This window comes from Paenibacillus sp. CB74 (assembly GCF_055687625.1).
The window spans coordinates 4,802,339-4,824,328 of sequence record NZ_CM146009.1; the positions used below are offsets into that span (position 1 = coordinate 4,802,339).

20 protein-coding genes and 2 riboswitches are annotated in these 21,990 nt (G+C 48.0%); of the genes, 5 read left to right on the forward strand and 15 right to left on the reverse strand.

Translation table 11 applies throughout. From position 1 onward, the window contains the following. Positions 1–56: 56 nt before the first annotated feature. A complete protein-coding gene (locus ACX9NY_RS21130) occupies positions 57–542 on the forward strand; it encodes a CcdC family protein (RefSeq protein WP_338590424.1) in 486 nt (161 codons plus the stop codon). Between the two features lie 120 nt (positions 543–662). Here ACX9NY_RS21130 and ACX9NY_RS21135 read toward each other — a convergent pair whose 3' ends face one another. Then, positions 663–1,676 (reverse strand): NADP-dependent oxidoreductase, encoded by a 1,014-nt coding sequence (locus tag ACX9NY_RS21135; RefSeq protein ID WP_339239282.1) that lies wholly within the window; start codon positions 1,674–1,676, stop codon positions 663–665. Positions 1,677–1,850: 174 nt separating this feature from the next. Further along, the gene (map, locus tag ACX9NY_RS21140) at positions 1,851–2,597 is read right to left on the reverse strand and encodes a type I methionyl aminopeptidase (RefSeq protein WP_339239281.1); all 747 of its coding nucleotides are present in this window, start codon (positions 2,595–2,597) and stop codon (positions 1,851–1,853) included. Between the two features lie 206 nt (positions 2,598–2,803). Here map and ACX9NY_RS21145 point away from each other — a divergent pair, with 206 nt between their 5' ends. Continuing rightward, positions 2,804–3,013: a hypothetical protein gene (locus ACX9NY_RS21145; protein ID WP_017690946.1), complete on the forward strand. Its 210-nt coding sequence runs from the start codon at positions 2,804–2,806 to the stop codon at positions 3,011–3,013. Between the two features lie 317 nt (positions 3,014–3,330). On the opposite strand, the gene ACX9NY_RS21150 is transcribed toward ACX9NY_RS21145, so the two are convergent. The 3 genes from ACX9NY_RS21150 to ACX9NY_RS21160 all read right to left on the reverse strand — a co-directional run bounded on the left by ACX9NY_RS21150 (position 3,331) and on the right by ACX9NY_RS21160 (position 5,386). Continuing rightward, positions 3,331–3,579, reverse strand: a complete 249-nt coding sequence (locus tag ACX9NY_RS21150; RefSeq protein WP_339258572.1) for a hypothetical protein — start codon at positions 3,577–3,579, stop codon at positions 3,331–3,333. 161 nt (positions 3,580–3,740) lie between these two features. Continuing rightward, entirely contained in the window at positions 3,741–4,562 is an 822-nt protein-coding gene (locus ACX9NY_RS21155; protein ID WP_472474893.1) for a serine/threonine protein kinase, read from the reverse strand. Between the two features lie 137 nt (positions 4,563–4,699). Next, the gene (locus tag ACX9NY_RS21160) at positions 4,700–5,386 is read right to left on the reverse strand and encodes a hypothetical protein (RefSeq protein ID WP_472474895.1); all 687 of its coding nucleotides are present in this window, start codon (positions 5,384–5,386) and stop codon (positions 4,700–4,702) included. Positions 5,387–5,929: 543 nt separating this feature from the next. Here ACX9NY_RS21160 and ACX9NY_RS21165 point away from each other — a divergent pair. Continuing rightward, on the forward strand, positions 5,930–6,883 hold the full coding sequence (locus ACX9NY_RS21165) for an L-lactate dehydrogenase (RefSeq protein WP_472474897.1): 954 nt from the start codon (positions 5,930–5,932) through the stop codon (positions 6,881–6,883). A gap of 155 nt (positions 6,884–7,038) precedes the next feature. Here ACX9NY_RS21165 and ACX9NY_RS21170 read toward each other — a convergent pair whose 3' ends face one another. Continuing rightward, complete coding sequence (locus ACX9NY_RS21170; protein WP_472474899.1) at positions 7,039–9,747, reverse strand: PAS domain-containing hybrid sensor histidine kinase/response regulator; 2,709 nt, start codon at positions 9,745–9,747, stop codon at positions 7,039–7,041. 340 nt (positions 9,748–10,087) lie between these two features. On the opposite strand from ACX9NY_RS21170, the gene ACX9NY_RS21175 reads away from it, so the two are divergent. Next, a complete protein-coding gene (locus ACX9NY_RS21175) occupies positions 10,088–10,648 on the forward strand; it encodes an acyltransferase (RefSeq protein ID WP_342571697.1) in 561 nt (186 codons plus the stop codon). A gap of 95 nt (positions 10,649–10,743) precedes the next feature. Here the strand turns inward: ACX9NY_RS21175 and ACX9NY_RS21180 are convergent, their stop codons facing one another. The 5 genes from ACX9NY_RS21180 to ACX9NY_RS21200 all read right to left on the reverse strand — a co-directional run bounded on the left by ACX9NY_RS21180 (position 10,744) and on the right by ACX9NY_RS21200 (position 15,444). Beyond that, positions 10,744–11,478, reverse strand: coding sequence for an ABC transporter permease (locus ACX9NY_RS21180; protein ID WP_472474902.1), 735 nt, complete (start codon positions 11,476–11,478; stop codon positions 10,744–10,746). Between the two features lies 1 nt (position 11,479). Continuing rightward, positions 11,480–12,196: an ABC transporter permease gene (locus ACX9NY_RS21185; protein ID WP_339239273.1), complete on the reverse strand. Its 717-nt coding sequence runs from the start codon at positions 12,194–12,196 to the stop codon at positions 11,480–11,482. Beyond that, positions 12,193–13,107, reverse strand: a complete 915-nt coding sequence (locus tag ACX9NY_RS21190) for an ABC transporter ATP-binding protein (protein ID WP_339239272.1) — start codon at positions 13,105–13,107, stop codon at positions 12,193–12,195. Before ACX9NY_RS21190 ends, ACX9NY_RS21185 begins: the two co-directional genes overlap by 4 nt. Positions 13,108–13,192: 85 nt before the next feature. Continuing rightward, positions 13,193–14,704 (reverse strand): HAMP domain-containing sensor histidine kinase, encoded by a 1,512-nt coding sequence (locus ACX9NY_RS21195; RefSeq protein ID WP_342571695.1) that lies wholly within the window; start codon positions 14,702–14,704, stop codon positions 13,193–13,195. Between the two features lie 56 nt (positions 14,705–14,760). Next, positions 14,761–15,444, reverse strand: a complete 684-nt coding sequence (locus ACX9NY_RS21200) for a response regulator transcription factor (RefSeq protein ID WP_253429484.1) — start codon at positions 15,442–15,444, stop codon at positions 14,761–14,763. A 243-nt stretch (positions 15,445–15,687) separates the two neighbouring features. On the opposite strand from ACX9NY_RS21200, the gene ACX9NY_RS21205 reads away from it, so the two are divergent. Then, complete coding sequence (locus ACX9NY_RS21205; protein ID WP_472474905.1) at positions 15,688–17,448, forward strand: alpha-glycosidase; 1,761 nt, start codon at positions 15,688–15,690, stop codon at positions 17,446–17,448. Positions 17,449–17,621: 173 nt separating this feature from the next. Here the strand turns inward: ACX9NY_RS21205 and sdaAA are convergent, their stop codons facing one another. The 4 genes from sdaAA to pstB all read right to left on the reverse strand — a co-directional run bounded on the left by sdaAA (position 17,622) and on the right by pstB (position 21,978). After that, positions 17,622–18,599: an L-serine ammonia-lyase, iron-sulfur-dependent, subunit alpha gene (gene sdaAA, locus ACX9NY_RS21210; protein WP_472474907.1), complete on the reverse strand. Its 978-nt coding sequence runs from the start codon at positions 18,597–18,599 to the stop codon at positions 17,622–17,624. After that, positions 18,589–19,278: an L-serine ammonia-lyase, iron-sulfur-dependent subunit beta gene (gene sdaAB / locus ACX9NY_RS21215; protein ID WP_253429474.1), complete on the reverse strand. Its 690-nt coding sequence runs from the start codon at positions 19,276–19,278 to the stop codon at positions 18,589–18,591. The genes sdaAA and sdaAB overlap by 11 nt, the downstream gene beginning before the upstream one ends. 112 nt (positions 19,279–19,390) lie before the next feature. Continuing rightward, positions 19,391–19,525, reverse strand: a riboswitch (glycine riboswitch). Positions 19,526–19,529: 4 nt separating this feature from the next. Then, positions 19,530–19,652: riboswitch (glycine riboswitch) on the reverse strand. Positions 19,653–20,005: 353 nt separating this feature from the next. Then, positions 20,006–20,983 carry a phosphotransferase enzyme family protein gene (locus ACX9NY_RS21220; protein WP_472474910.1) on the reverse strand — a complete coding sequence of 326 codons (978 nt, stop codon included), beginning with the start codon at positions 20,981–20,983 and terminating at the stop codon, positions 20,006–20,008. A gap of 239 nt (positions 20,984–21,222) precedes the next feature. After that, entirely contained in the window at positions 21,223–21,978 is a 756-nt protein-coding gene (pstB, locus tag ACX9NY_RS21225; RefSeq protein WP_339239266.1) for a phosphate ABC transporter ATP-binding protein PstB, read from the reverse strand. Between the last annotated feature and the right edge of the window lie 12 nt (positions 21,979–21,990).

Below are 21,990 nucleotides of genomic sequence, written 5' to 3' on the forward strand. Positions count from 1 at the left end.
CGTACTGGGTTCCGGATCTACGGATAATATATTATTCCAGAAAGAGGGAGTTCTACGTGGCTCAAATCAGTCCGTACTACCTGCAAATTGGAGCAACCGTGGGCATGCTCGTCATGGCACTGCTTGCCATCTTCATCCGCATGAAAGCCAGTCACAGACCGGTGACCATTCGCAAAATCCTTATTCCCCCGCTCGGCATGAGCACAGGATTTCTTATGTTTGTTGTACCGGAGACACATATTCCTTTACTCTGGGCATTCATTGCATTTCTGGTGGGCTGGTTCCTTTTCTCCTATCCCCTCATTCGCAGTACACGGTTTGAACGAGTAGGTGAAGAGATTTTCGCCACGCGCTCCCGCAGCTTTGCTTTCATTCTGCTTGGATTGCTGGCCGTACGCTTAATTCTGCATGAAGTCATTCAGCGATATGTAAGCATTCCGCAAACAGGCGGACTATTCTTCCTATTGGCCTTCGGCATGATTGTACGCTGGCGTGTATATATGTACAAACACTACAAAGAAGTGCTGGTTGCCGAACACTAGTCATCATAAGCAGCCCACACACAGATCTACAGAAAAAAGACACGTTCTGATACACCATCGGTGTGCAGAACGTGTCTTTTCGTTTTCATCTACTTATTAAATTGTAAAACCATGCGATATCTATTCTGGATCTGCAACCTTAACCAGCTGCTTGCCCAGATTATCTCCAGAGAATAGGCCCATGAATGCTTCCGGCGTCTGTTCAAACCCGTCCACAATGTTTTCTTCATACTGGAGATGACCTTCCTTGATCCATTTCGCCAACTTGGCGCGGCCTTCCTTGAAGGATTTGGTGTAGTCACCCAACAGGAACCCTTTCATTAATGCTGTATTGGTTAAGAGCAACGTCTGTGGACGCATCCCGATATCCGGTTTCTCCAGATTATAAGACGAGATCTGACCGCATAACGGAATACGTGCATTCCGATTAATGTGGCGCAAGACTGCATCCGAGATGTCGCCGCCCACATTGTCGAAGTAGACGTCCACGCCATCCGGGCAAGCCCGTTCAATGGCCGCTGACATATCCGGCTCTTTCTTGTAGTTCAATACCACGTCGAAGCCCAGTTTTTCTTTCAAATAGACGCATTTCTCATCAGAGCCTGCAATACCGACTACGCGTGCTCCTACGATTTTACCAATCTGACCTGCGATCATGCCTACCGCTCCGGCTGCTCCCGATACAACAACCGTTTCGCCGTCCTTCGGCTTGCCGATGTCTTCCATGCCAAAATAAGCTGTCAGACCCGTCAGGCCCAGTGCGCCCAGGTATGCCGTGATTGGTGCCTCTTCGGTATCAATCAGCGACAGATCCGTTGTATTCACTGCGGCGTATTGTTGCCAGCCCCACATGCCGGATACGAGATCTCCTTTGCGCAGATTAGGTTCCGAAGATTCCACAACCTGCCCAATGGCTCCACCCTTAATCACTTCATTCAACGCGTACGGTGCAGCATAGGATTTTGTATCTTTCATGCGGCCCCGCATGTACGGATCGACCGACAAATATAATGTACGTACCAGGACTTGCCCAGCTTCCGGTTCAGGAAGAGGTGCATCAATAAATTTGAAATTTTCTCTGGATGGGGCACCTTCGGGACGAGACGCAAGTACGATCTGTTTATTTACAGACACCAAAATTACCTCCTTGTTGCCAAGTGGACGCAAGGTTAACCCTTGTCAGCTGAGATCCCTCACCACTGGCTCTGTGTTATCACTTCTTATTAGTTTAAACCGAAACAGGCGGATCACAAACGTGGGCCGCCTTGAAATATGCAAATATCGTCACATTGTAGCTGCTTTTAGCTATTATTGTGCTGTCAAAATCACAGGACCGTCTGCTGTGATTGCAATCGTATGTTCATACTGGGCAGACAGACTTCCATCCATAGTACGTGCAGTCCATCCATCCGAATCCAGCTTGCTGCGATACGTACCAATGTTCAACATCGGTTCAATCGTAATAACCATACCTTCCTTCAGGCGCGGACCCCGATGTGGCGGACCATAGTGAGGGACTTGTGGTTCCTCATGCATCTTCTCACCAATGCCGTGTCCAATAAACTCGCGTACAACCGACAGACCTTCACCCTCTGCATAGACTTGAATGGCATGGGAGATATCGCCGATCCGGTTACCCACCACGGCCAATTCAATACCTTTGTACAGTGACTTTTTGGTTACATCCAGCAGATGTTGCGCTTCTGGGGTTACTTCACCTACAGCATATGACCAAGCCGAATCGGCGAGCCAGCCATTCAGATTAACCACCATGTCGATTGTGACGATATCGCCGTCTTTCAGTGCATATTTTCCCGGAAACCCGTGACAGATCACATCATTAACCGACGCACATGTCGCATATTGGTATCCGTTATATCCCTTTTGTTCCGGCGTAGCGCCATTTTTCTTCATAAAAGCCTCTGCAAACTGGTCGATCTCCTGTGTCGTAATGCCCGGACGAATCATCTTTGCAATTTCTCTATGGCACGCGGCGAGAATTTCTCCGGCTTTTTTCATATATTCAATCTGCTCTTTGGTCTTCAACGTAATCATAACAACTACTCCTGTCCGTTAAAATCTTATCCTGTCCTCTATTGTAACGCTAAACGCGCAAAATAAAAAATGTCGTGCAACAGCAACATCCTATTATACGCCAAGCTCCTGTCCAATGAATACAATTATCCATGAAAAACTCGAAACCCCTTCGGATCTGGCCACGTATATGGTTAAAACAGTTGAAGTCGAAAGGGTGAAAGCTCATGTTCAAAAAAATCATCGGTAAACTTATCGATTCCAAATCTTCATCTCACCGCAAACGTTACAGTTCTTCGGACAGACGCTCATATAAACGTCACAGCAGTTCCTCCGGCAAGCGTTCCTACAAGCGCTATTCTTCTTCGGATGTGAAATATAGGGACAGCCGCAGTGGCTCCGGGTATTACAAAAGCAGAAAATACAGCTCCAGCTAAGCGGCCTTTACTCCTGCTACTAAAAAGTAATCATCAGCCTGCTCAGTGGACAGGTCCATATATCAATGATGTAACAAAAATAAAGGGGTGTTCGCTAGCCATACACACGGCTAACAGAACACCCCTTTATTGTTTCTTTATATGTATGTATCAATTTTGCTGATTTTGATGTCTTAATGCCTCAATGAAGCAAATTCGCTTATCCACCGAGAACGAGTAATACACTTTAAATAGAGCTTTGTTTCTTCCTGAGTGAAACGAACACTGCCGATTTGAGCGAGAGCCTGTCTTGCTGAAGGTGTCCACTGGATCAACATCTATAAATTCCCTTTTTCAATTGCGTCAATTATATCATCTGTGGAGTAGACCCTACCCGAAGAGATATCCTTCTTGGCATGTAAAATTAAAGTTTTGAGTTCGTGATCACTTTCTATTTCTTCCTGAACGACGTTTTCCAGCGGCTTGATTAAATAATGCTTTCCTTCGATATCCACTATGGTGTCTTTTTTGCTATGAAACCACGTTTTAAATAATTCGGCATGATCGCCTTCCAGTTTTTTAAGCATATGATGAATCGCCTCCTTCAACGTATAATTGTTATTCATTATATCATTCAACCCACTGTTTTGATACGTTATGCATGTATCAGTAAAAAGGAAAAAGACCCCTACAGATATCATACGAAGAGGTCACGAATAACCAATATAGGTCCGCCTATAGAACTTATTCATCTTACCTTCATCAACACACGTTCCATCTCTGCCCGTAACTCCATTGCTCCGCCTTGATAACCCGGGCGAAGTCCCAGGAGCCGCTCCAGCATCTGGTGCAATTCCCGCGTAAGCTTAAGTTCCTCCTGCCAGCTGGCAGGTTCACGACCCTTCTCTGGCTCGTAAGCCGAATACAGCATAAAGAGAAGAAAGTGGCCGATATCCTGCAAGTCATGATCCGGTGTAGCGAGTTCATCTTCAGGCTCAGGGACTTCACGCATACGTCGCTTTAGCTCAGGCAACAACGGCTCCCCCAAGCGTCTCGCCAGGCCAAAGTCAATTAGATGCACCTTCCCTTCACGTAAAATAACATTGGGAATCCGCACATCTCCATGAATATATCCCTGCTCATGCACATGAGCCACTGGCGCCAGTAGTTGACCAGCCAATTCCAGACATTCCCGCTCCGTATATCGAAGACCTTGCTCAAATATGCAATCTTCCAGCGTCTGGCCACGAATATACTCGGTAACGATATAACTTCGTCTCCCGAATGTGAACACATCCAATAGATCGGGAATCGCCGGATGATGCAGAAGTTTCATCACGTCCGCCTCCCGCTCCAACAGATGTGCAGCGAGTCTTCCCTTGCTGGGCTTGGACTCCTTCAACGCCACTTCCCTGCCGTTCTGCTCATCTGTACACAGGTATGTCAGCCCATAGCTCCCCATACCCAGCAATTCCTGTATTGTATATCGCTCAGCAAGGGCCGTCCCTTTCCGACGAGGACGGTCTGTCCACAGTCCGAGCAATCTTTGCCAACTTCGTCGCAGCTCCACAGATCCTCCCACACCAGCTTTCCGAACTCATCCCGGTCTGTTTCTATACCGAGCGATCCATGGCCAGTCTTCATGTTGTATGGAGCTTATTATATCAGGCCGATCATGCAAAATCACGATGAGCCATAGTCCGTTGCTTAAGCTTCCTTATGCTTCTTGGGCAGGAATCCAAACAACATACGCAGGGATACTCCTTTGGGTTTGCGTTTTCTTCCCTGGAAACTGCGCAGATTGGTCACGAGTTCGCGATCTCGCTCTTCCTCCAGCTTTTCGTTCATCCATAGGCGTTGTTTCTCCATCTGTTCCTGAAGAGCCATATGTGTATCAGCCAGATGCTGAAGGGTCAACTCCAATTCATCAACCCGCTGTTGCAGCAGCTGTACCCGATCGTCCTGCTGCTGTTCTACAGCACCGTATGTTACCTCACTTACCAGTTGTCCCAGACCCTCATAGGATCTCAGATTGCCGATGGATTCCGGGCCCTCAGGAGATATTGATGGCATGACTGTCACTGCACATTCGGACTCTGAAAGACCTTCAATCCCCACCACAGGTACATCTATTTCCGCTACAGCTACAGGTGCCTCTGGGGCCAATACAGTCACCACAGCATCAGCCAAGGGCAGATTATGCTCTCTGAGTTCGGTCATCAGGCGTTCAATGCACTCGATGTCGTCGGACTTGAATAGTCTGGATTTGTTGGCGGAACGTTCGAACCGGTATCCCTGCTCTTCCAGTGCCGCCGCATATTTACGAAGAGTACTGGCACCTATGCCCAGGCTCTTGGCCGTTTCCGTCGTTGCTCCTGCTTCTTCAATCATCATTAATTCCCTCCCGGAATGAAGTCTTTTGGGAATCCATTTCATAATACCTTTAGTGAGTTATGAAATGGACTCTTGGATAAAACATTACGGCTTCAGCGTTCCTTTTTGGAACCGTCATCGGATCGGGGCAACCTGTCTCATGGATCAAGTATGTTAATCTTTTGCTTGTCCGTATGTATTCGTCGGCTTCTCGGCAGATCCCTTTGACGGTTTTGTTCTGTTTCTGCGGATTCCTAAGAAGTTTTGTCAGGTATATATTCCGCACAAATAACCCCGAATCCGACAACGAGCATGAATGCTGTCATGTCGAATGACACAGGTGCAAATGCCGTCAAATCATATGATTATAAATTATTCATGTCAATTTTGTTAACTCCGTTACTCCAATACGCTCCCGCGATAGCGGATATCATTGCTGTACTGCTTTTTCATGTGTTATCTTATGTAACGTAGAAGTGCATTCCGGCATAAAATAAAGGACTATACTTAACATAGAACGCGTTAGTAACGGAAAATATCAATCTAATTGGGGGCTGAACGGAAGTGTTAGGCAAATCAGGTAAAGTAGCGGTGATCGGGGCGGGCCTTGTCGGTTCAAGTTGTGCGTATTCCATGATCAATCAATCCATATGCAGAGAAATTATGATGGTTGACCGGACTTATGACCGTGCCGTAGCACAGGCACTGGATTTCTCCCATTGTATGGACTTTACACATAACCGAACCAAAGTATATGCGGGCACGTACGCGGATTGTGGCAATATGGATGTGATTATCTTAACCGCAGGGGCGAATCCGAAGCCAGGACAGACACGGCTGGATATTTTGGAGGAAGCAGAGTCCATCGCCAAAGACATCGTGGTTCCCATCATGAACAGTGGATTTAACGGGATTTTTGTCGTCGCTGCTAATCCGGTTGACATAGTAACTTATATGGTATGGAAGTTATCAGGTCTTCCCCGTGAGCATGTTATCGGCACAGGGACGTCCATTGACTCTTCACGACTCAAAACGCTGCTGTCTGAAGTCTTCTCCATCGATCCACGCAGTGTGCATGGTTATGCGCTCGGGGAGCATGGAGAATCCCAGTTCGTGGCCTGGTCACATGTGACCATTGGTGGCAAACCGATTATGCACATTTTGGATCAGCACAAGGAGCGCTTCAAACATCTGGATCTGAACGATATTGCCCGCAAAACGAAGGATGCCGGTTGGGAGATCTTTACCCGTAAAGGCTCTACTCAATTCGGAATCGGCAATGCCCTCGCGCACATTACCCGTTCAATCCTCAATGATGAACACAAGATCATCGCCGTATCCGCTATTCTGGATGGTGAGTACAATCAGCATAATGTCTGCGTCGGTGTTCCTGCAATCATCGGAGGAGATGGCATTCAAGAGGTGATTGAATTGAATCTGGATGCGGCGGAACGCCAAAAATTCAATAATTCCTGTGAGATACTATCTGGCAATATCAATCGTCTCACATTAGCATAACTCATTCGTGTACCGCTCTACTTCGATATGCTTCGGCTCATCTTCAGTAGCCTGTCAACGCAAACACGCCAATCACACTCCATCTGAGGAGTATGATTGGCGTGTTTGCGTTTGTTATTTTCACAGCTACATCGTTATCGTTAACAGATCGTTATTCAGTTCGGTGCAAGCTGGGGTTCGTCCCTTGGCCCCCATTGCTGTAACACCCGTTTCAACTCACTTAGCATGACCGGTTTGCTAATAAAATCACGCATACCAATCTCCAGACAAGCTTCCTTATCCTCACGTTTGGCATTGCCTGTAACTGCAATGATTGGAGGTATACGATCCCTTGGAATCAGGCGGTGTAACAGGTCTGTCGCCTTAAGTCCATCCATCACCGGCATATGAATATCCATCAGAACAATATCATAAGCATTCTGAGAGATGGCATCAATTGCTTCTACGCCGTTGGTACACACATCTGCCTGATACCCCAGCTTCTCCAGATATTCTCGCAAAATCTTGCGGTTCACTGGATGATCCTCTGCCACCAGAATACGCATGGCGACCTTGTCACTCTGACGTGTACGATCATGATGGAATTGACTTGCTGTCTGTTCGGCTGAAGCATCTACACTTGCCGCAGGAACAGCAAATCGGAAGGTTGAGCCTTCCCCTTCTGTACTCTCGACACTGATACTACCTCCCATGATCTCCACGAGTCGCTTGGAGATGACCAGTCCCAGCCCCGTACCACCATATTTACGGTTAATCACCGGATGCAGTTGAGAGAAGGACTGGAACAACTGATCTAGCTTGTCAGCCGGGATGCCAATTCCCGTATCTTGCACAGCGAAATCAAGCACGCTATCTTCAGGCTTTCTGCCTTTGATAATATCCACGGTAACATCAATGCTTCCCTGGTCCGTGAACTTAAGCGCATTGCCAACCAAGTTCACCAGAATCTGCCGGATACGTATGGCGTCACCAACCATGAATTCAGGGATGCTTGGATTGAGACGATATCTGATTTCCAGATGTTTCTCATCTGCGCGGGGTTTAAACAGTTCGGCAACCTGTTCCAGCATCTTACGTAATGCAAACGGCTCATAAGCCAAGGCCATTTTCCCGGATTCCAGCTTACTAAAGTCCAAAATATCATTAAGGATGTTCAGCAGTGCATCACCACTATCCTGAATAATCTCGGCATATTCACGCTGTTCTTCCGACAGATCGGTACCGATCAATAATTCGGTCATCCCCACAATCCCGTTCATCGGTGTCCGGATCTCATGGCTGACCATCGACAGAAATTCCGACTTGGCCTGAGCTGCCAGCTCAGCCGTCTCTTTAGCACGTACAATTTCACGCTCGCCAGTCACGTCATTAAACACAACCACCGCGCCCTGAATCTGTCCCTGTTCAATAATCGGCGTCACCTGGTACTGCACCAGAAAGCTGCTGCCATCTTTACGCCAGAACACATCTTCTTTGATTGAACGACTTTGTCCATCCAGCACGGTCATGTGGATCGGGCACTCTTCTATTGGGAAATGACTTCCATCTGCACGAGTGTGATGGATAATGGGATGTGAATTCTTGCCAATGAACTCTTGCGCCTCATAACCGAACATGGAGGCTGCTGCAGGGTTCATAAACATGGTAATTCCATCCGCATCCAAACCATATATTCCTTCTGTCACCGTGTTGAGGATCAGCTCATGTTGCTTGCTTAGCTCCTGAATCCGTTCCGTGTATTCCTTACGCTCGGTAATATCGGACACGATTCCATAGACGCCTACCATTTCCTTATCCACAATAATGGGCACATTCGTAACGGATACTTCAATCTTCCGACCTCTGGAATTGACGATTCGGGTCTCATAATACTGAGGTTCGCCCTTCTTCACCATTTCAAAATAGTGTTCGCCGTACTGCACTTCGCATTTATCCAGATTGGATAGAAAAGATTTGCCAATCAGCTTATTACGCGGAATATCCAGCATTTGCACAAGTTTGCTGTTCACAGCACTATACTTGCCTTCCAGATTCAATGAATACACAGCTGCCGGATTATGTTCGAACAGCGATCTATATCGCTGACGACTTTCCCGAAGACGTCTGTCCGCATCCTTATGCTGGGTAATATCCCTGCTGATGCTTACAATCTGGACACTCTTGCCACGCTCTTCGGCCACAGGCTTCGCCAAGGTCTCCATCCAGATATAGTGTCCCTTCTTGTGCAACACACGCATCTTGCAGCCATTGCCGATCTTGGAAAGATCCATAGGGTCCGGGTAATCTCCCGGATAACAATAATCCTTGAAGGACTTTCCTGTGACTTCCTCCGGCTTATAACCCAGCAAGGTGTGCACAGAAGGTGAGACATATAACAACTCTCCATCTATAGTACAAGTCGTAATCAGATCTTGTGCATGGTCAGCCAGCACCTGATATTTCTCCTGTGCCTCCTTAAGCTCACGTTGCACTCTCAGGATATCGGTAACATCTTTGGCAATACCATAGATTCCTACAACTTCGTTTCCATCCGTTATAGGCACATACGTGATCTCTGCTTGTTTCAGGGAACCATCTTTATGATAAAAGGTAATGGAATTACTGACTGAACGTCCAGCCAGTACCTCTTTAATATATTCATTGCGTAAATTTGCACTGTCCGGAGGACAGAGCTGATTCTGATTCATACGAATCAAGCCATCCAGTGTATACCCCGACATCCGCTCCACCGAGGGATTAGCATCAATATAATTTCCATGGATGTCCATCACATAAATGGCATCCGGGTGGTTAAAAAACAGTGATTGGTAAGAACTTCCCTCAGAAATAATGCGCTTCAGGGTTTCCGTTTTATTAATATCCAAGGCTTACCCCTCTTTTCTCAGCCAATATCTTCATCTAACAACAGGGATATATTATCCCTTGCCGAAATGGGCCTACCCTCGAATAACCATGTAAGCCTGCCTAGAAACAGCTTTTTTTATTTTACCAGATTCTCGTCTCATTTTGCTTACAATCTATGATTTAATTCACATGTTGTGTGATGTAATACTTGGAATTTTAATTTTTGCTTAGAAGGCGTTTCCAAATGCATGTAAGTTATATAAGGTAGAAAGCCACGACATAAAATTAACGATACATTTTGTATCAAACAGGCTATAATCGTTAAAAAACGTTTTTGACGAAGGTGAGGATGAATGAATCATGCTGCCCAACAGAGTTAAAATTGCCTATGGCAAATTAAGAGGCTTGACCATTTTTGGTAAAATTCAGCCCTCAATGGGCCTACTGCCACGGATCAGGGGAAAAGTATATCTCAATAAACATGGTGATTTGCAGGTGGGAAAGCGGCTTAACATCATAGGTAAACCTTGGGGAACCCAACTAACTGTGGTCAAAGGGGCGCGATTAACGATTGGCGATGACGTCATGATTAATGCCGGTGTGGGGATCGCCGCCAACGTAGAGGTGACCATCGGTAATAACGTCATGATCGGGCCTCGAACAAGCATATTTGACAGTGCTTATCACCGAATTGATTCACTGGATGATGGGAGCCAGACTGCCAAGCGAATTGTCATTCAGGATAATGCCTGGATTGGTACAGGCGCGCTCATTCTTCCCGGCGTGACAATTGGCAGGAATGCCGTCGTGGCAGCTGGAAGCACGGTGACCAAAGATGTACCCGAGAATACACTTGTAGCCGGAGCGCCGGCCAAAATCATTCGGGAACTGACCATTCATGACGGTTGGGTCAGACATTAGAAAAAATCCCCTCAAGCTCACATACAATAGAACGTTGCATGTTTTGCTTAAAAGAGGATATTGGCCATAGGATAAGTAGGGATATATTCAATTATTCAGATTTCTTTCTTCGCAAAATACAGCATGCCAATTCCTATGAAAATGACAGCACTGCCCCCAACGACTGACAGCAGCGTCAGCAGCGGCACGTTATAGGCTCCGAAACCTCCGCCGTCTACGGGTGTCATCAGAATCATCGGTTGCGCCCAAGGATAATACGGTCCATATGCCGCTGAGTTGACGATAAGGATATTGGGCACAGTCAGTGCAAAATTCAATGCGAGCGGTGCAGCAAAGCTGCTCCACACGAGAGAAACGAACATCTGCAAGGCGGCAAGAGGTACACAAGCCAATAACCCAAGCAGCATTTTGCCCACCAGGAATCCCCAGGGTATCTGCATCGTAATGCCATGAATCGTGCCTGCCAGCAGAATGGATAGCAGCAACAACACTTGTGTACCCGCCAGAAGCATGAGTACAATCGTCAGTTTGCCTGCGTATACACCTGAACGTGTGAGCGGCAGAACCAGCATCTGCTTCCACCCTCCTCCTGCATGTTCGAAACGACAGACAAAGGACGTAAACACGCCAGTCAGCATCGGCAGCAAGAGTAATCCGTGCAAGAATACCATGGTGCCCATCAATACCTGCCAAGTTCCCGATGGAGTGGACAATAGTCCGATGAGCAGTGCAATAAGTGGACTTAACAGAATCAGGAGCCATATGGGTGACTTACCCATCTTCAAGCGCTCAGCCGATAGAATGCGAAAATACGTTGTTGCAAAGCTCATATCAGGCCACATCCTTCCGGCTAAAATGCACCATACCCAACAACAGGATCAAGAGCCCCAGACCTGCCCCCATGCCTGCATACAGATATGGATTAGGTCCATTCCAAGCCATCTGTGCCCAAGCAAGTGGAAAATACGGTGAGATACTGAGCGCGAACATGCCTGTTATCGCGAGAACAATTCCCAGAGTGACGGGAAGCGCCTGATTTTTATTGACCATTGTGAGCCATAACTCCAACGACAACACGGGAAGCGCACCAGCTAATGGCAACAGCCCCAGCTTGATGGCATGCGTCCAAGGGATCTCACTGGCATGGAATCCGAGGATCAGACCCAGACCTATAATTCCTGCGGTTAGTAGCAGGCAGGAGATTACCAGCAGCAGACAAGCCAGCAAGAACTTGGCCAGATACACGGCCGGTCTTGAAATTGGCATCGCTAGCAACTGTTTCCACGATCCTTGTTCATGCTCGACACTCGCGATCATGGAGCTGAGAATGGTTGCTCCCAGCATCAGGGACAACGGTACAAAGACAACTACATTGCCGAGCAATCCGCCCCACAGGTTATCCGCATACTGTTCTTTCAGATAGTCCAACCGTAAGCCAAAATTAAGCGCCTGCATCGCTGTCAATCCAAACGGGGCCAGAAAAACGAGAAACCAGATTCCCTTGCCCCGAATCTTGAGCCAGTCCGACGATAATGCACGTCCGGTCATATGGAAGCCCCCTCGCCAATGACCCGCATGAACAGATCTTCCAGCGACTGACGCTGTTCCTCAACACGATACACATCATGATCCTGTTCAATCAATCGGCGCACAAGCAGTGCAACCGAAGGGTTATCCATATAAGGGAACGTTAACGCAGAACCTTGTCGCTGACCAAATTGCCCCTGCTCTCTCGCCAGTTTCATGGCCTCTTCCGGCTCGGAAACCGTTAAGCGGATAGAACTACCCGTCTGACTATGCAGACTCGCAATGGTATCCTGGAGCACCATCTTGCCTTCACGGATAATGCCGACACGACTTGCCATCTGTTCGACTTCACTCAACAAGTGGCTGGAAACGAGAACGGTAATGCCATGTTCCAGAGGCATGCGTTTGATCAGTTCACGAATCTCCTGAATACCGGCCGGATCAAGCCCATTCGTTGGTTCGTCCAGAATCAGCAGCTCCGGTTCACCCAGCAAAGCGCTGGCAATACCCAGACGTTGCTTCATGCCAAGGGAATACCCCTTCACTGAACGTTTGGCATCCTTAGTCAGATCTACAATGGACAGCACTTCAGCAATTCTTGATTTCGGGACATTGAGGATGCGGCGCAAAGTTTCGAGATTCTCTACCGCATTCAGATGTCCGTAATAAGAAGGGTATTCCACTAGGGAACCCACACGGCGCAGAATGTCCATGCGCTCCTTGCGGATATCCTTGTCAAAGACACGGATCACGCCTTTGGTTGGTTTAATCAAGCCGAGAAGCATGCGAATCGTTGTTGTTTTGCCGGCACCGTTGGGACCGAGGAAGCCGTAGATATCTCCCTTTTTAATATGCAGATCAAGTTCACGGACCGCTGCACGGTCCCGGTATGTTTTCCATAGATTCGCTGTTTGAATAATATTTTCACTCACTGTATGATCACCTCGGAACTATCGTAACCTTCCAAGGTTAAAGCCAAGGTGGTCTCCAGTTTAAGTTTAGTTTAAAAAAGAGATCTTAAGGGTTCGTTGTGTCCTTACTTCCCTTACCACTGTAGATGTATGTCCGAACGCCCGTATCGGAACTGTCTACCCGCTTGCGCAGTCCCATCTCACGAATTAACAGGTCTACAATGGATAAACCCAGACCTGTGCCTTTGGTGTCGGAATCCTGCTGCATTCCCGGACCGAGATCCTGAATAACGATAGCCGTCTCCCCCTGAATCTCCCGGGTTGAGATGCCAATATATTTCCCGCTGGCGGCATGGCGGATCACGTTCTGGAACAGATTATCCAGAATACGGCGCATGCCTTGTTCATCCATATGCCAGATCAACGGTTCATCCGGCAGATCAATATCAATTTCGAATTGCTCTTTCTCCCAGACCGGATACCAGGCCGCTGCCGTTTCTCTGACAATCCGCAGCATATCTTTCTCTTCCAGCTTCAGCGTATATTTACCGCTCGTGAGCAAATTATAGGATAACATGTTGTCAATGAGCCCGCCGAGATCCTCCATCTTCGCTTCCATGCGATGTAATGAACGGTCACCTTGCTCGCTTAGCGCTTCCTTATGCAAAGCATGCATATGTCCACGAATCACCGTTAGCGGGGTGCGTAGATCGTGGGAAAGCCCCGCAATCAGACGTTTGCGCAATTGTTCTTCCTCACGCTCACGCTGGCGGCTATCGGACAGTTGATGCACCATCTGGTTAAATGATTCCTCCAGTTGACCGATCTCATCTGACCGGCGGATATCAACCGGAAGCGGAATGCCCTCCTTGCCCGGGGTCATCATCGCCGTCTGTAAGCGAATAAGTCGTTTGCGAATGCGCGCGAAGAAGAGAATCGACATGATGATGAAAATCATGAAGATGATCGTCATCACAATGCCAAGATACAGGAGCTCCATCGGCCAGTTACTCTGTGTCGTTTGCAGAAGTGATCGTGGCACTTCTATGATCATGAAGCCCTGTCCCTTGTCCTTTTCACCTCCACCGATGTATGTAACTACGGTTAGCGGATCTCGATAGGAAGCTTCTTTCATGAATTGAACCGTGTTGCTCACATTCCATATGGCCGGAATTCGAGTCTCTGCCGTTTTCCCGGAATCCAGTGACCATCTCAATGTCGTGTCTGTCCCGCCATCCGGCGATGTGGAATTCAGAAGCGTTACATCTTCACCACCGAGAATAAAGAGGGTCTCACCGCTCGCATTCACACGATACATGGAAGACTTGGGGTACGATGCATGTAATTGCTCCAAACGGGCCTTAATCTCCTCATCTGAAGCACCATTCAGGTTCACCGCTTCACGCGACCATAGGTTACTGATCCGGGTAACATCACCGTACGGTGCCGCTTGATTCGTATTTGTGTTGTTCACTACGACAACATATATGATGGATATGATCGGCAGAACGACGGGCACGAATAATACGGCCGCCAGAATCAGGATGATATATCTGGACATCAAGGACCGCCCAAAGCGTAGCTTGCCCTGCCTGGTTTGCTTATGCTTAGGAACCATGCGCGGTTCTCCTTTGCGTTCTCCATTCATCGTCTTCCGTGCTCTGAACCGTCGGATCATGGCTTCTTCACACGATATCCCACACCGCGGACCGTCTGAATAACGACTGGATTGGCCGGGTCAAGCTCCAGCTTCTCGCGAAGATGTCGAATATGTACCATTAAAGTCTTGTCCCCATCCAGATAAGGCTCGTTCCAGACGGCTTCATAGATCTGCTCTTTGGTTCGAATCATGCCCATATGTCGTAGCAGGTAAGCGAAGATGTGGAACTGTTTCCCCGATAAAACAATTTCATCCCCCGTCTCCTCATTGACGATGCGGTTGTCCTTCTCATAGATGGAGAGATGATCCAGCTTCAGAGCTGTATCCGATGAGACCGCAGTTCCCGCCTTACGCAGTTGGACCTCAATCCGGGCAGCCAGTTCATCGGGGTGAAATGGTTTCGTTACATAGTCATCGGCAAAATCGAGACCGTGCAACTTGTCGTCAATGGACGTTCTGGCCGAGAGCATGACAATGGGCACGGCTGGATGTTCTTTTTTCAGTCGCTGGCCCACCGTAAATCCATCCAGCCCGGGCAGCATGACATCCAGAATAATGAGTGAGCAACCAACAGCAGCCTCCGCTGCACCTTCACCACTGCCGAGCCATACCACCTCATAACCACGCTCCTCCAGATCGGCTCTGACCCAAGTTGCAATCTCCGTATCATCTTCAATGTATAACAGTTTGGTTTTCATTCGAATATTCGTTTCCTTTCCGCCCCCATTGGGTTAATGATATATCTGAGCATCATCATAAAAAAGCTATCTATAACAGATGGATTCAAATCTTGTTATCTTGTTATCTTGTTGAAGCCATGTTGAATTCCTTTACGTTACCACACATTCTAATTATAGCTTATCCATTAACGTGGGGAATGTTATATCAATCAAATCGACCAAGTACATATTATACCTACACCTGACGGGAGGAATTTCATTATGCTGCTGGAAGCCATCTATCATCAACCGAAACGCAATTGGGCCTATGCCTATGACCAAGACACAATTCATCTGCGCCTGCGCGCCAAAAAGAATGATCTGACTGAGGTACATGCCCTGACTGGAGACAAATATGCATGGGATGCAACCAAAGCGCTGGTTCCTTTAACAAAGTTCACCTCTGACTCGATGTTCGATTACTTCGAGGGCGAGGTGAAACCTCCCTACCACCGACTAAAATACTCTTTTCTTCTCAAAAGTGGAGATGAACAGATTTGGATGACCGAGACGGACTTCCAGGAAGAAGAACCGGACGATCCGGGTCGTATGTTCCAGTTCCCTTATATTCATGCAGGAGCTGTATTCACACCCCCTGCATGGGTTAAGGATGCCGTGTTCTATCAGATTTTCCCTGAACGATTCGCGAACGGCAACCCGGATATTAGTCCGGAAAAGGTGGAACCGTGGGGTGGCGAGCCGACACCTTTCAATTTCTTCGGCGGTGACCTTCAGGGTGTGATCGACCATCTGGATTACATCAGTGATCTGGGCATTAATGCGATCTACTTCACACCCATCTTTGAAGCTACCACCAATCACAAATACGATACCGAAGACTACCTGCGGGTAGACCGGCATTTTGGTGACGCAGATACCGTGAAGCGACTGGTCGAGCTGTGCCACGCACGTGGAATTCGCGTCTTGCTGGATGCTGTGTTCAACCATTCCGGGAAGACGTTTGCCCCGTTTGTGGATGTGCAGAAGAACGGAGAACAATCCAAATACAAGGACTGGTTCCATGTACATGAATTCCCGCTGGACGTGAAAGACGGCATTCCTACGTATGAGACTTTCGGATTCGAAGCGCACATGCCTAAGTTGAATACGGAGAATCCCGAGGTTAAGGCCTATCTGCTGGAGGTTGCCGAGTACTGGATTAAGGAAGTGGGTGCAGACGGATGGCGATTGGATGTTGCCGACGAAGTGGATGATGCCTTCTGGCGTGATTTCCGCCGAGTAGTCAAAGATGCTAATCCGGATGCCTATATTCTGGGCGAAGTATGGAATGAGTCCTCCTCCTGGCTTCAAGGCGACCAGTTCGATGCGTCCATGAACTATCCGTTTACCGATGCTGTGAATGCTTTCTTTGTAAAAAATACAATGCATGCCGAACAGTTCGCGAACTCCATCGGTCGGCAATTATCCCGTTATCCGCTTCAAGCCAGCGAAGTTGCATTCAACCTGCTGGACAGTCACGATACCCCGCGGCTGCTCACGCTATGTGAAGGCGACCAGCGCAAGATGAAGCTAGCTGCGTTATTCCAGTTCAGTTACATGGGCGCGCCGTGCATCTATTACGGAGACGAGATTGGCATGGACGGTGACCATGATCCGGGCTGCCGTAAATGCATGGAATGGGATGAAGCGAAGCAGGACCGTGAGCTGCTAGACTTTTATCAGAAACTGATCTCCCTGCGTCATGCTCATCCTGCCCTGCGTGCAGAAGGCACCGTTCGTTTCCTGCAGGCTCGCTCGGATGGCAGCCAATTGGTATTCGAACGGCAGAATGAAGAGGAACGCATTCTGGTTCTGTTCAATCGCTCGGAAGAGACGGCTATTGTCGAGCTGGAGGCGGGTGACGAGGAATGGACCGAGCTATTCGGTGGAAACCATCGTACCGCCAAGGATGATGGCGTGTATGCCATTGAATTGCCCGCGTATGGATATGCCGTACTGAGTACGGCTGTAAGCCAGGACTAGATTCATAATACAGATACATCTGAAGTCACTTATAAGTAGCCTAGCTTCACATCATTTGGCGGCATTAAACAAGCGTCCTGCAGAACCCGAATTCGGGTTCGCGGACGCTTGTTTTTATATCGCCGTTATACATCATCATGTCACTGGTTATTCCTCGGTGACCCCCGTTCAGATTAAACCTGAGGATCCGTTTCCGCTTGAACAGTATCCGTCCCACTTGTAGCTGTGTCAGCATCCGCTGGCTTCGACTCCGTCTCAGGCTCTGCACGCTTGGCCTTCGGTTTAGCCAGCTTCTGCATCATTTTGCGACCCGTTGGTGTCTGAGCCAACCCACCTTGGGCTGTCTCCCGGTGGCGGCTCGGCATCGCACTGCCTACTTCCAGCATCACGTCGATGACTTCATCTGACGGAATAGCACTACGCACTCCGGCCAATGCCATGTCGGCCGCAGCCAGCGCCGTAACGGCACCCAGTCCGTTACGTACGATGCATGGAATTTCAACGAGACCTGCGACCGGATCGCAGATCAGGCCCAGTGTATTTTTTAACGCTAGACCAACGGCATGAACGACCTGTTCCGGTGTACCTCCACGCAGTTCAACCATGGCACCCGCAGCCATGCCGATCGCGGAACCCACTTCTGCCTGACAGCCACCTTCTGCACCAGAGATAAATGAATTGTTGGCAATAACATAACCAATCGCTCCCGCGCAGAACAACCCATTCACCAAATGTTCGTCCGTCCAGCCAAATCGCTCCTGTGAGCTGATAAAAACACCAGGGATGATGCCGCAGGAACCGGCTGTAGGTGTTGCCACAATCCGGCCCATGGAGGCATTCACTTCAGATACACACAGGGCATACGCCATGGCAAGTGCGGAAGCATCTCCTGAGCAAGTCTCACCTTTGCGAATGTACTCGGCCATTTTTTTACCGTCTCCACCCGTTAATCCACTACGTGATGTGGTATCTTCCGTTAACCCTTTACGCACCGCTTCCTTCATCACCTGATAATATTCAGACATCTGTTTCACAACATCCGCTTCCGGTGTATTGGTCTCCTGAACCTGCTCCTCGATCATCAATTGAGCAATCGTTTTGGATTCCGCTGTACAGATCGTATTCAGTTCATGTAAATGTTTAAATCGCATCCGAATCAACTCCTCTCTTCAAATCGATGACACGAATGTCCAGTACATGATCCAGCTCTTTTAGACGCTTGAGCATATCAGGATTCGGCACGCCGTCCATCTCCATCGCAGTAAGTGCTTCGCCATCACGGGCTTTCCGATCCACCTGCATATACCCGATGTTAACCCCAGATGAACTGATCGTGGACGTTACCGAGGCAAGCACCCCTGCCTTGTCTGCATGTCGCAGCACGAGTGTCGGAAACTCACCACTAATCTGGACACGAAAATCATTCATCGCATGCACCGACACACTACCACCACCAATAGAAGCACCGATTAAGGAACATGTACGCCCTTCATGCCACAACTCAATTTTGACCGTATTGGGATGAGGAGCAGGCAGACCGCTTGTATAAAACTCAACCTCCATACCCGCTTCCTCTGCGTATTGCTCCGCATCCGGGATGCGCGGATCGTCTGTAACATAATCCAGCAGACCGCCGATCAGTGCCAGATCTGTTCCGTGGCCCTGATACGTATCAGCAAATGAACCGTAGAGCGTCAGCCGGGCACGTTCAGGCGTACAACCTAGCCACTGACGCGCAATTCTTCCCAGTCTTGCTGCTCCAGCTGTATGTGAACTTGAAGGCCCCGTCATCGACGGACCAATAATTGAGAAAACATCTTTAAATCGCACCTCATAACCCTCCAATTGTATTCGTCATTTCCATCCAGATCCCATGCCATAATGTTCCTTTATTACTGAATGATGACATCAAAAAAGGACAGAAGAAGGCCACAGGCCCTCTCTCTGTCCTCGATACCTGAGAGTTTCACGATCAGCAGTGTCTCACGACAAGGTGCATGCCCTACAATTGCAGACAAGTCACCAGACTGACTGATCATATACCCCTTGGGTGGCGCAGTTCGCGCACTCTCCAGAGTTGCGTCCAACGATGGTACATTTACCTGAGAGATTAACCACTGGGCCGGGTGCGCAGCAGCTTGCTCCTTCGGTGCCTGAACACTAGCCATTGCTCGGCTAACTCAGGTCTCTCCCGCTCGTTATCATCCGCTGTATGGAACCATTCTGAGCGTATGTCAGAACAGTAATGGAAATCGTTCATTCTTCTTCATTAAGATTAATCGACCGGAAGATCAGTGTCAACAAACTTAACGATTTCTTTAGATGTTTTTCCTTCATTTTCGATTGATTCGATGAAAACCAGAATATTTTGTCAGCTTTCATCACATTAATTCGGTAAAAGAAATTTTTTAAACAGATTATTTCATTTCCCTTCAATTCATAAAGCGCTTACTACTATTTATGATATTATCCACGAAACTGTTCGGGTATTCAGGCAACCATGATTTTTGAACTACCTGTTCATAGCCCTTCCGGATCTGCACATCTGAATTATAATTCACAGTTCGTAGAAGATACTCTCGTTCTGTACATAAGGTCTGCAATACTTGCTGCATAACTTCGGCATGCGATCTTTCATCCATTCGTGCCTAGACTCGTTCGCCATCTGAAAAGCATAATAACCAAGTGTAAAGATCAGCATGAACCCTTCCATTAAACGGATATCTCGATCCGTCAGTGGTGCGATCTGTTTTGTGTATCCAGATAAGAATATGTCACGTTCCTCCCGATTAAATATAAGCGCTGCCCCCCCGGCATCAAAAAGATAATAACCATAACCGTGTAGACAAAAATCAATCATGGACATCCCCTGATCCGTGATCAGCAGATTATTGCGAGTAATATCTCCATGAATAACGCCCCAGGTCTTTTCATCGAGAGGGTACGCTCCTAACTGCTCGTTAATGTTCTCAAACGTCTCCCGAAGCAGATCGAAGTCTTCCGTTGTAAAAATTCCCAATCGGACTCCCTCTTCCAGCTGCCCTAGCATGACCAAATTCTCATGGCCATTGCCATATGCCGGGCGTACCTTAGTTCGATCTGTCTGATTCTCCACACGTCCATATTGATGAAGCATCTGCAGCTGAGCACCAAGATCATATATCTGCTCTGTTGTCAGGCGTTCTCCCTGTTGGATGTCCCTGCCCTCAATCCACTCCAGTACTGTACAGCAGATTTCTTTACCTTCTTCACTTGTCCATAACGTGACCCAATCTCCCGATACATTGCGTACCGGATGTTGGACGCGTAATGCTGTTGTTGCATTTAACTCATGAAGCAGGTCCATCTCTGCCTCCAATGCAGAAGGCGTGTGCTGAATGCCTGACATACTTGCATATGCTGCTTGATGGATACGGAGCAGATACTTCTGCCCGCTTGCTTCATCAACGACATGATACGTCAGATTCTCGTTATGACGAATATAGGAAACGACAGGTTTTTCAATCGCGTAATTCTGTATGACCTGTGTTGCCACATGGTAGTAAGACCTCTGATCCGTAGTGATTATCAACATCTCCTTTAAATTTATGTAAACGCTATCTTTGTACTAAATATCGTAGCATAATGTTGATCCTGCATACAGAAAATCCCACTGTAATTATAAAATAAAAAGCACAACCCCCGAACAAACGTCCAGGCATTGTGCTTCTGTCTCTATTTATTTCTTCATCTCTCTGTCTGTTGCTCTATGTGACACTCCACTCCATGATCCAATTATCCGAAACGCCCCATAATGTATTCTTGCGTCAGACGATTGTCCGGGTTCGTGAAAATATGCTCTGTATCCCCGTGCTCAATCATGCTGCCCAGATAAAAGTAAGCTGTATAATCCGAAATACGTGCTGCCTGCTGCATGTTATGGGTAACAATAACAATCCGCAGCTCCTTCTTGAGCTCGGTAATCAATTCTTCAACTTTACCCGTGGATACCGGGTCTAGTGCAGATGCAGGCTCATCGAGCAGCAGAATCTGCGGATCAACAGACAAGGCGCGGGCGATACATAACCGCTGCTGTTGTCCACCTGAGAGAGACAAGGCTGATTCATTCAGTCTGTCTTTCACTTCGTCCCAAAGCGCAGCACGACGCAAGCTTTTTTCCACAATCTCATCCAGTGCCTTCTTACTCTTCGTACCACGGTAGCGGGGGCCAAACGCGATATTGTTGTAGATGGACTTATGAAAAGGATTCGGCTTCTGCCACACCATGCCAATCTTCTGGCGAAGCTTGATTACATCGGTTCCAGGCTCATTCAGATCGTTACCATCCATCCAGATATGTCCCTCTGTGCGGGAACCGGCGATCTCGTCGTTCATTCGGTTAAGCGACCGTAGGAACGTAGATTTACCACACCCAGACGGCCCGATAAGTGCCGTTACACTCGATTCGGGAAACGTCAGGCTGATCTGCTTGACCGCCTGAAAATGTCCATAATATATGCTTAACTGTTCCGTACCAAAAGGTATGGCCATGTTGGTTCCTCC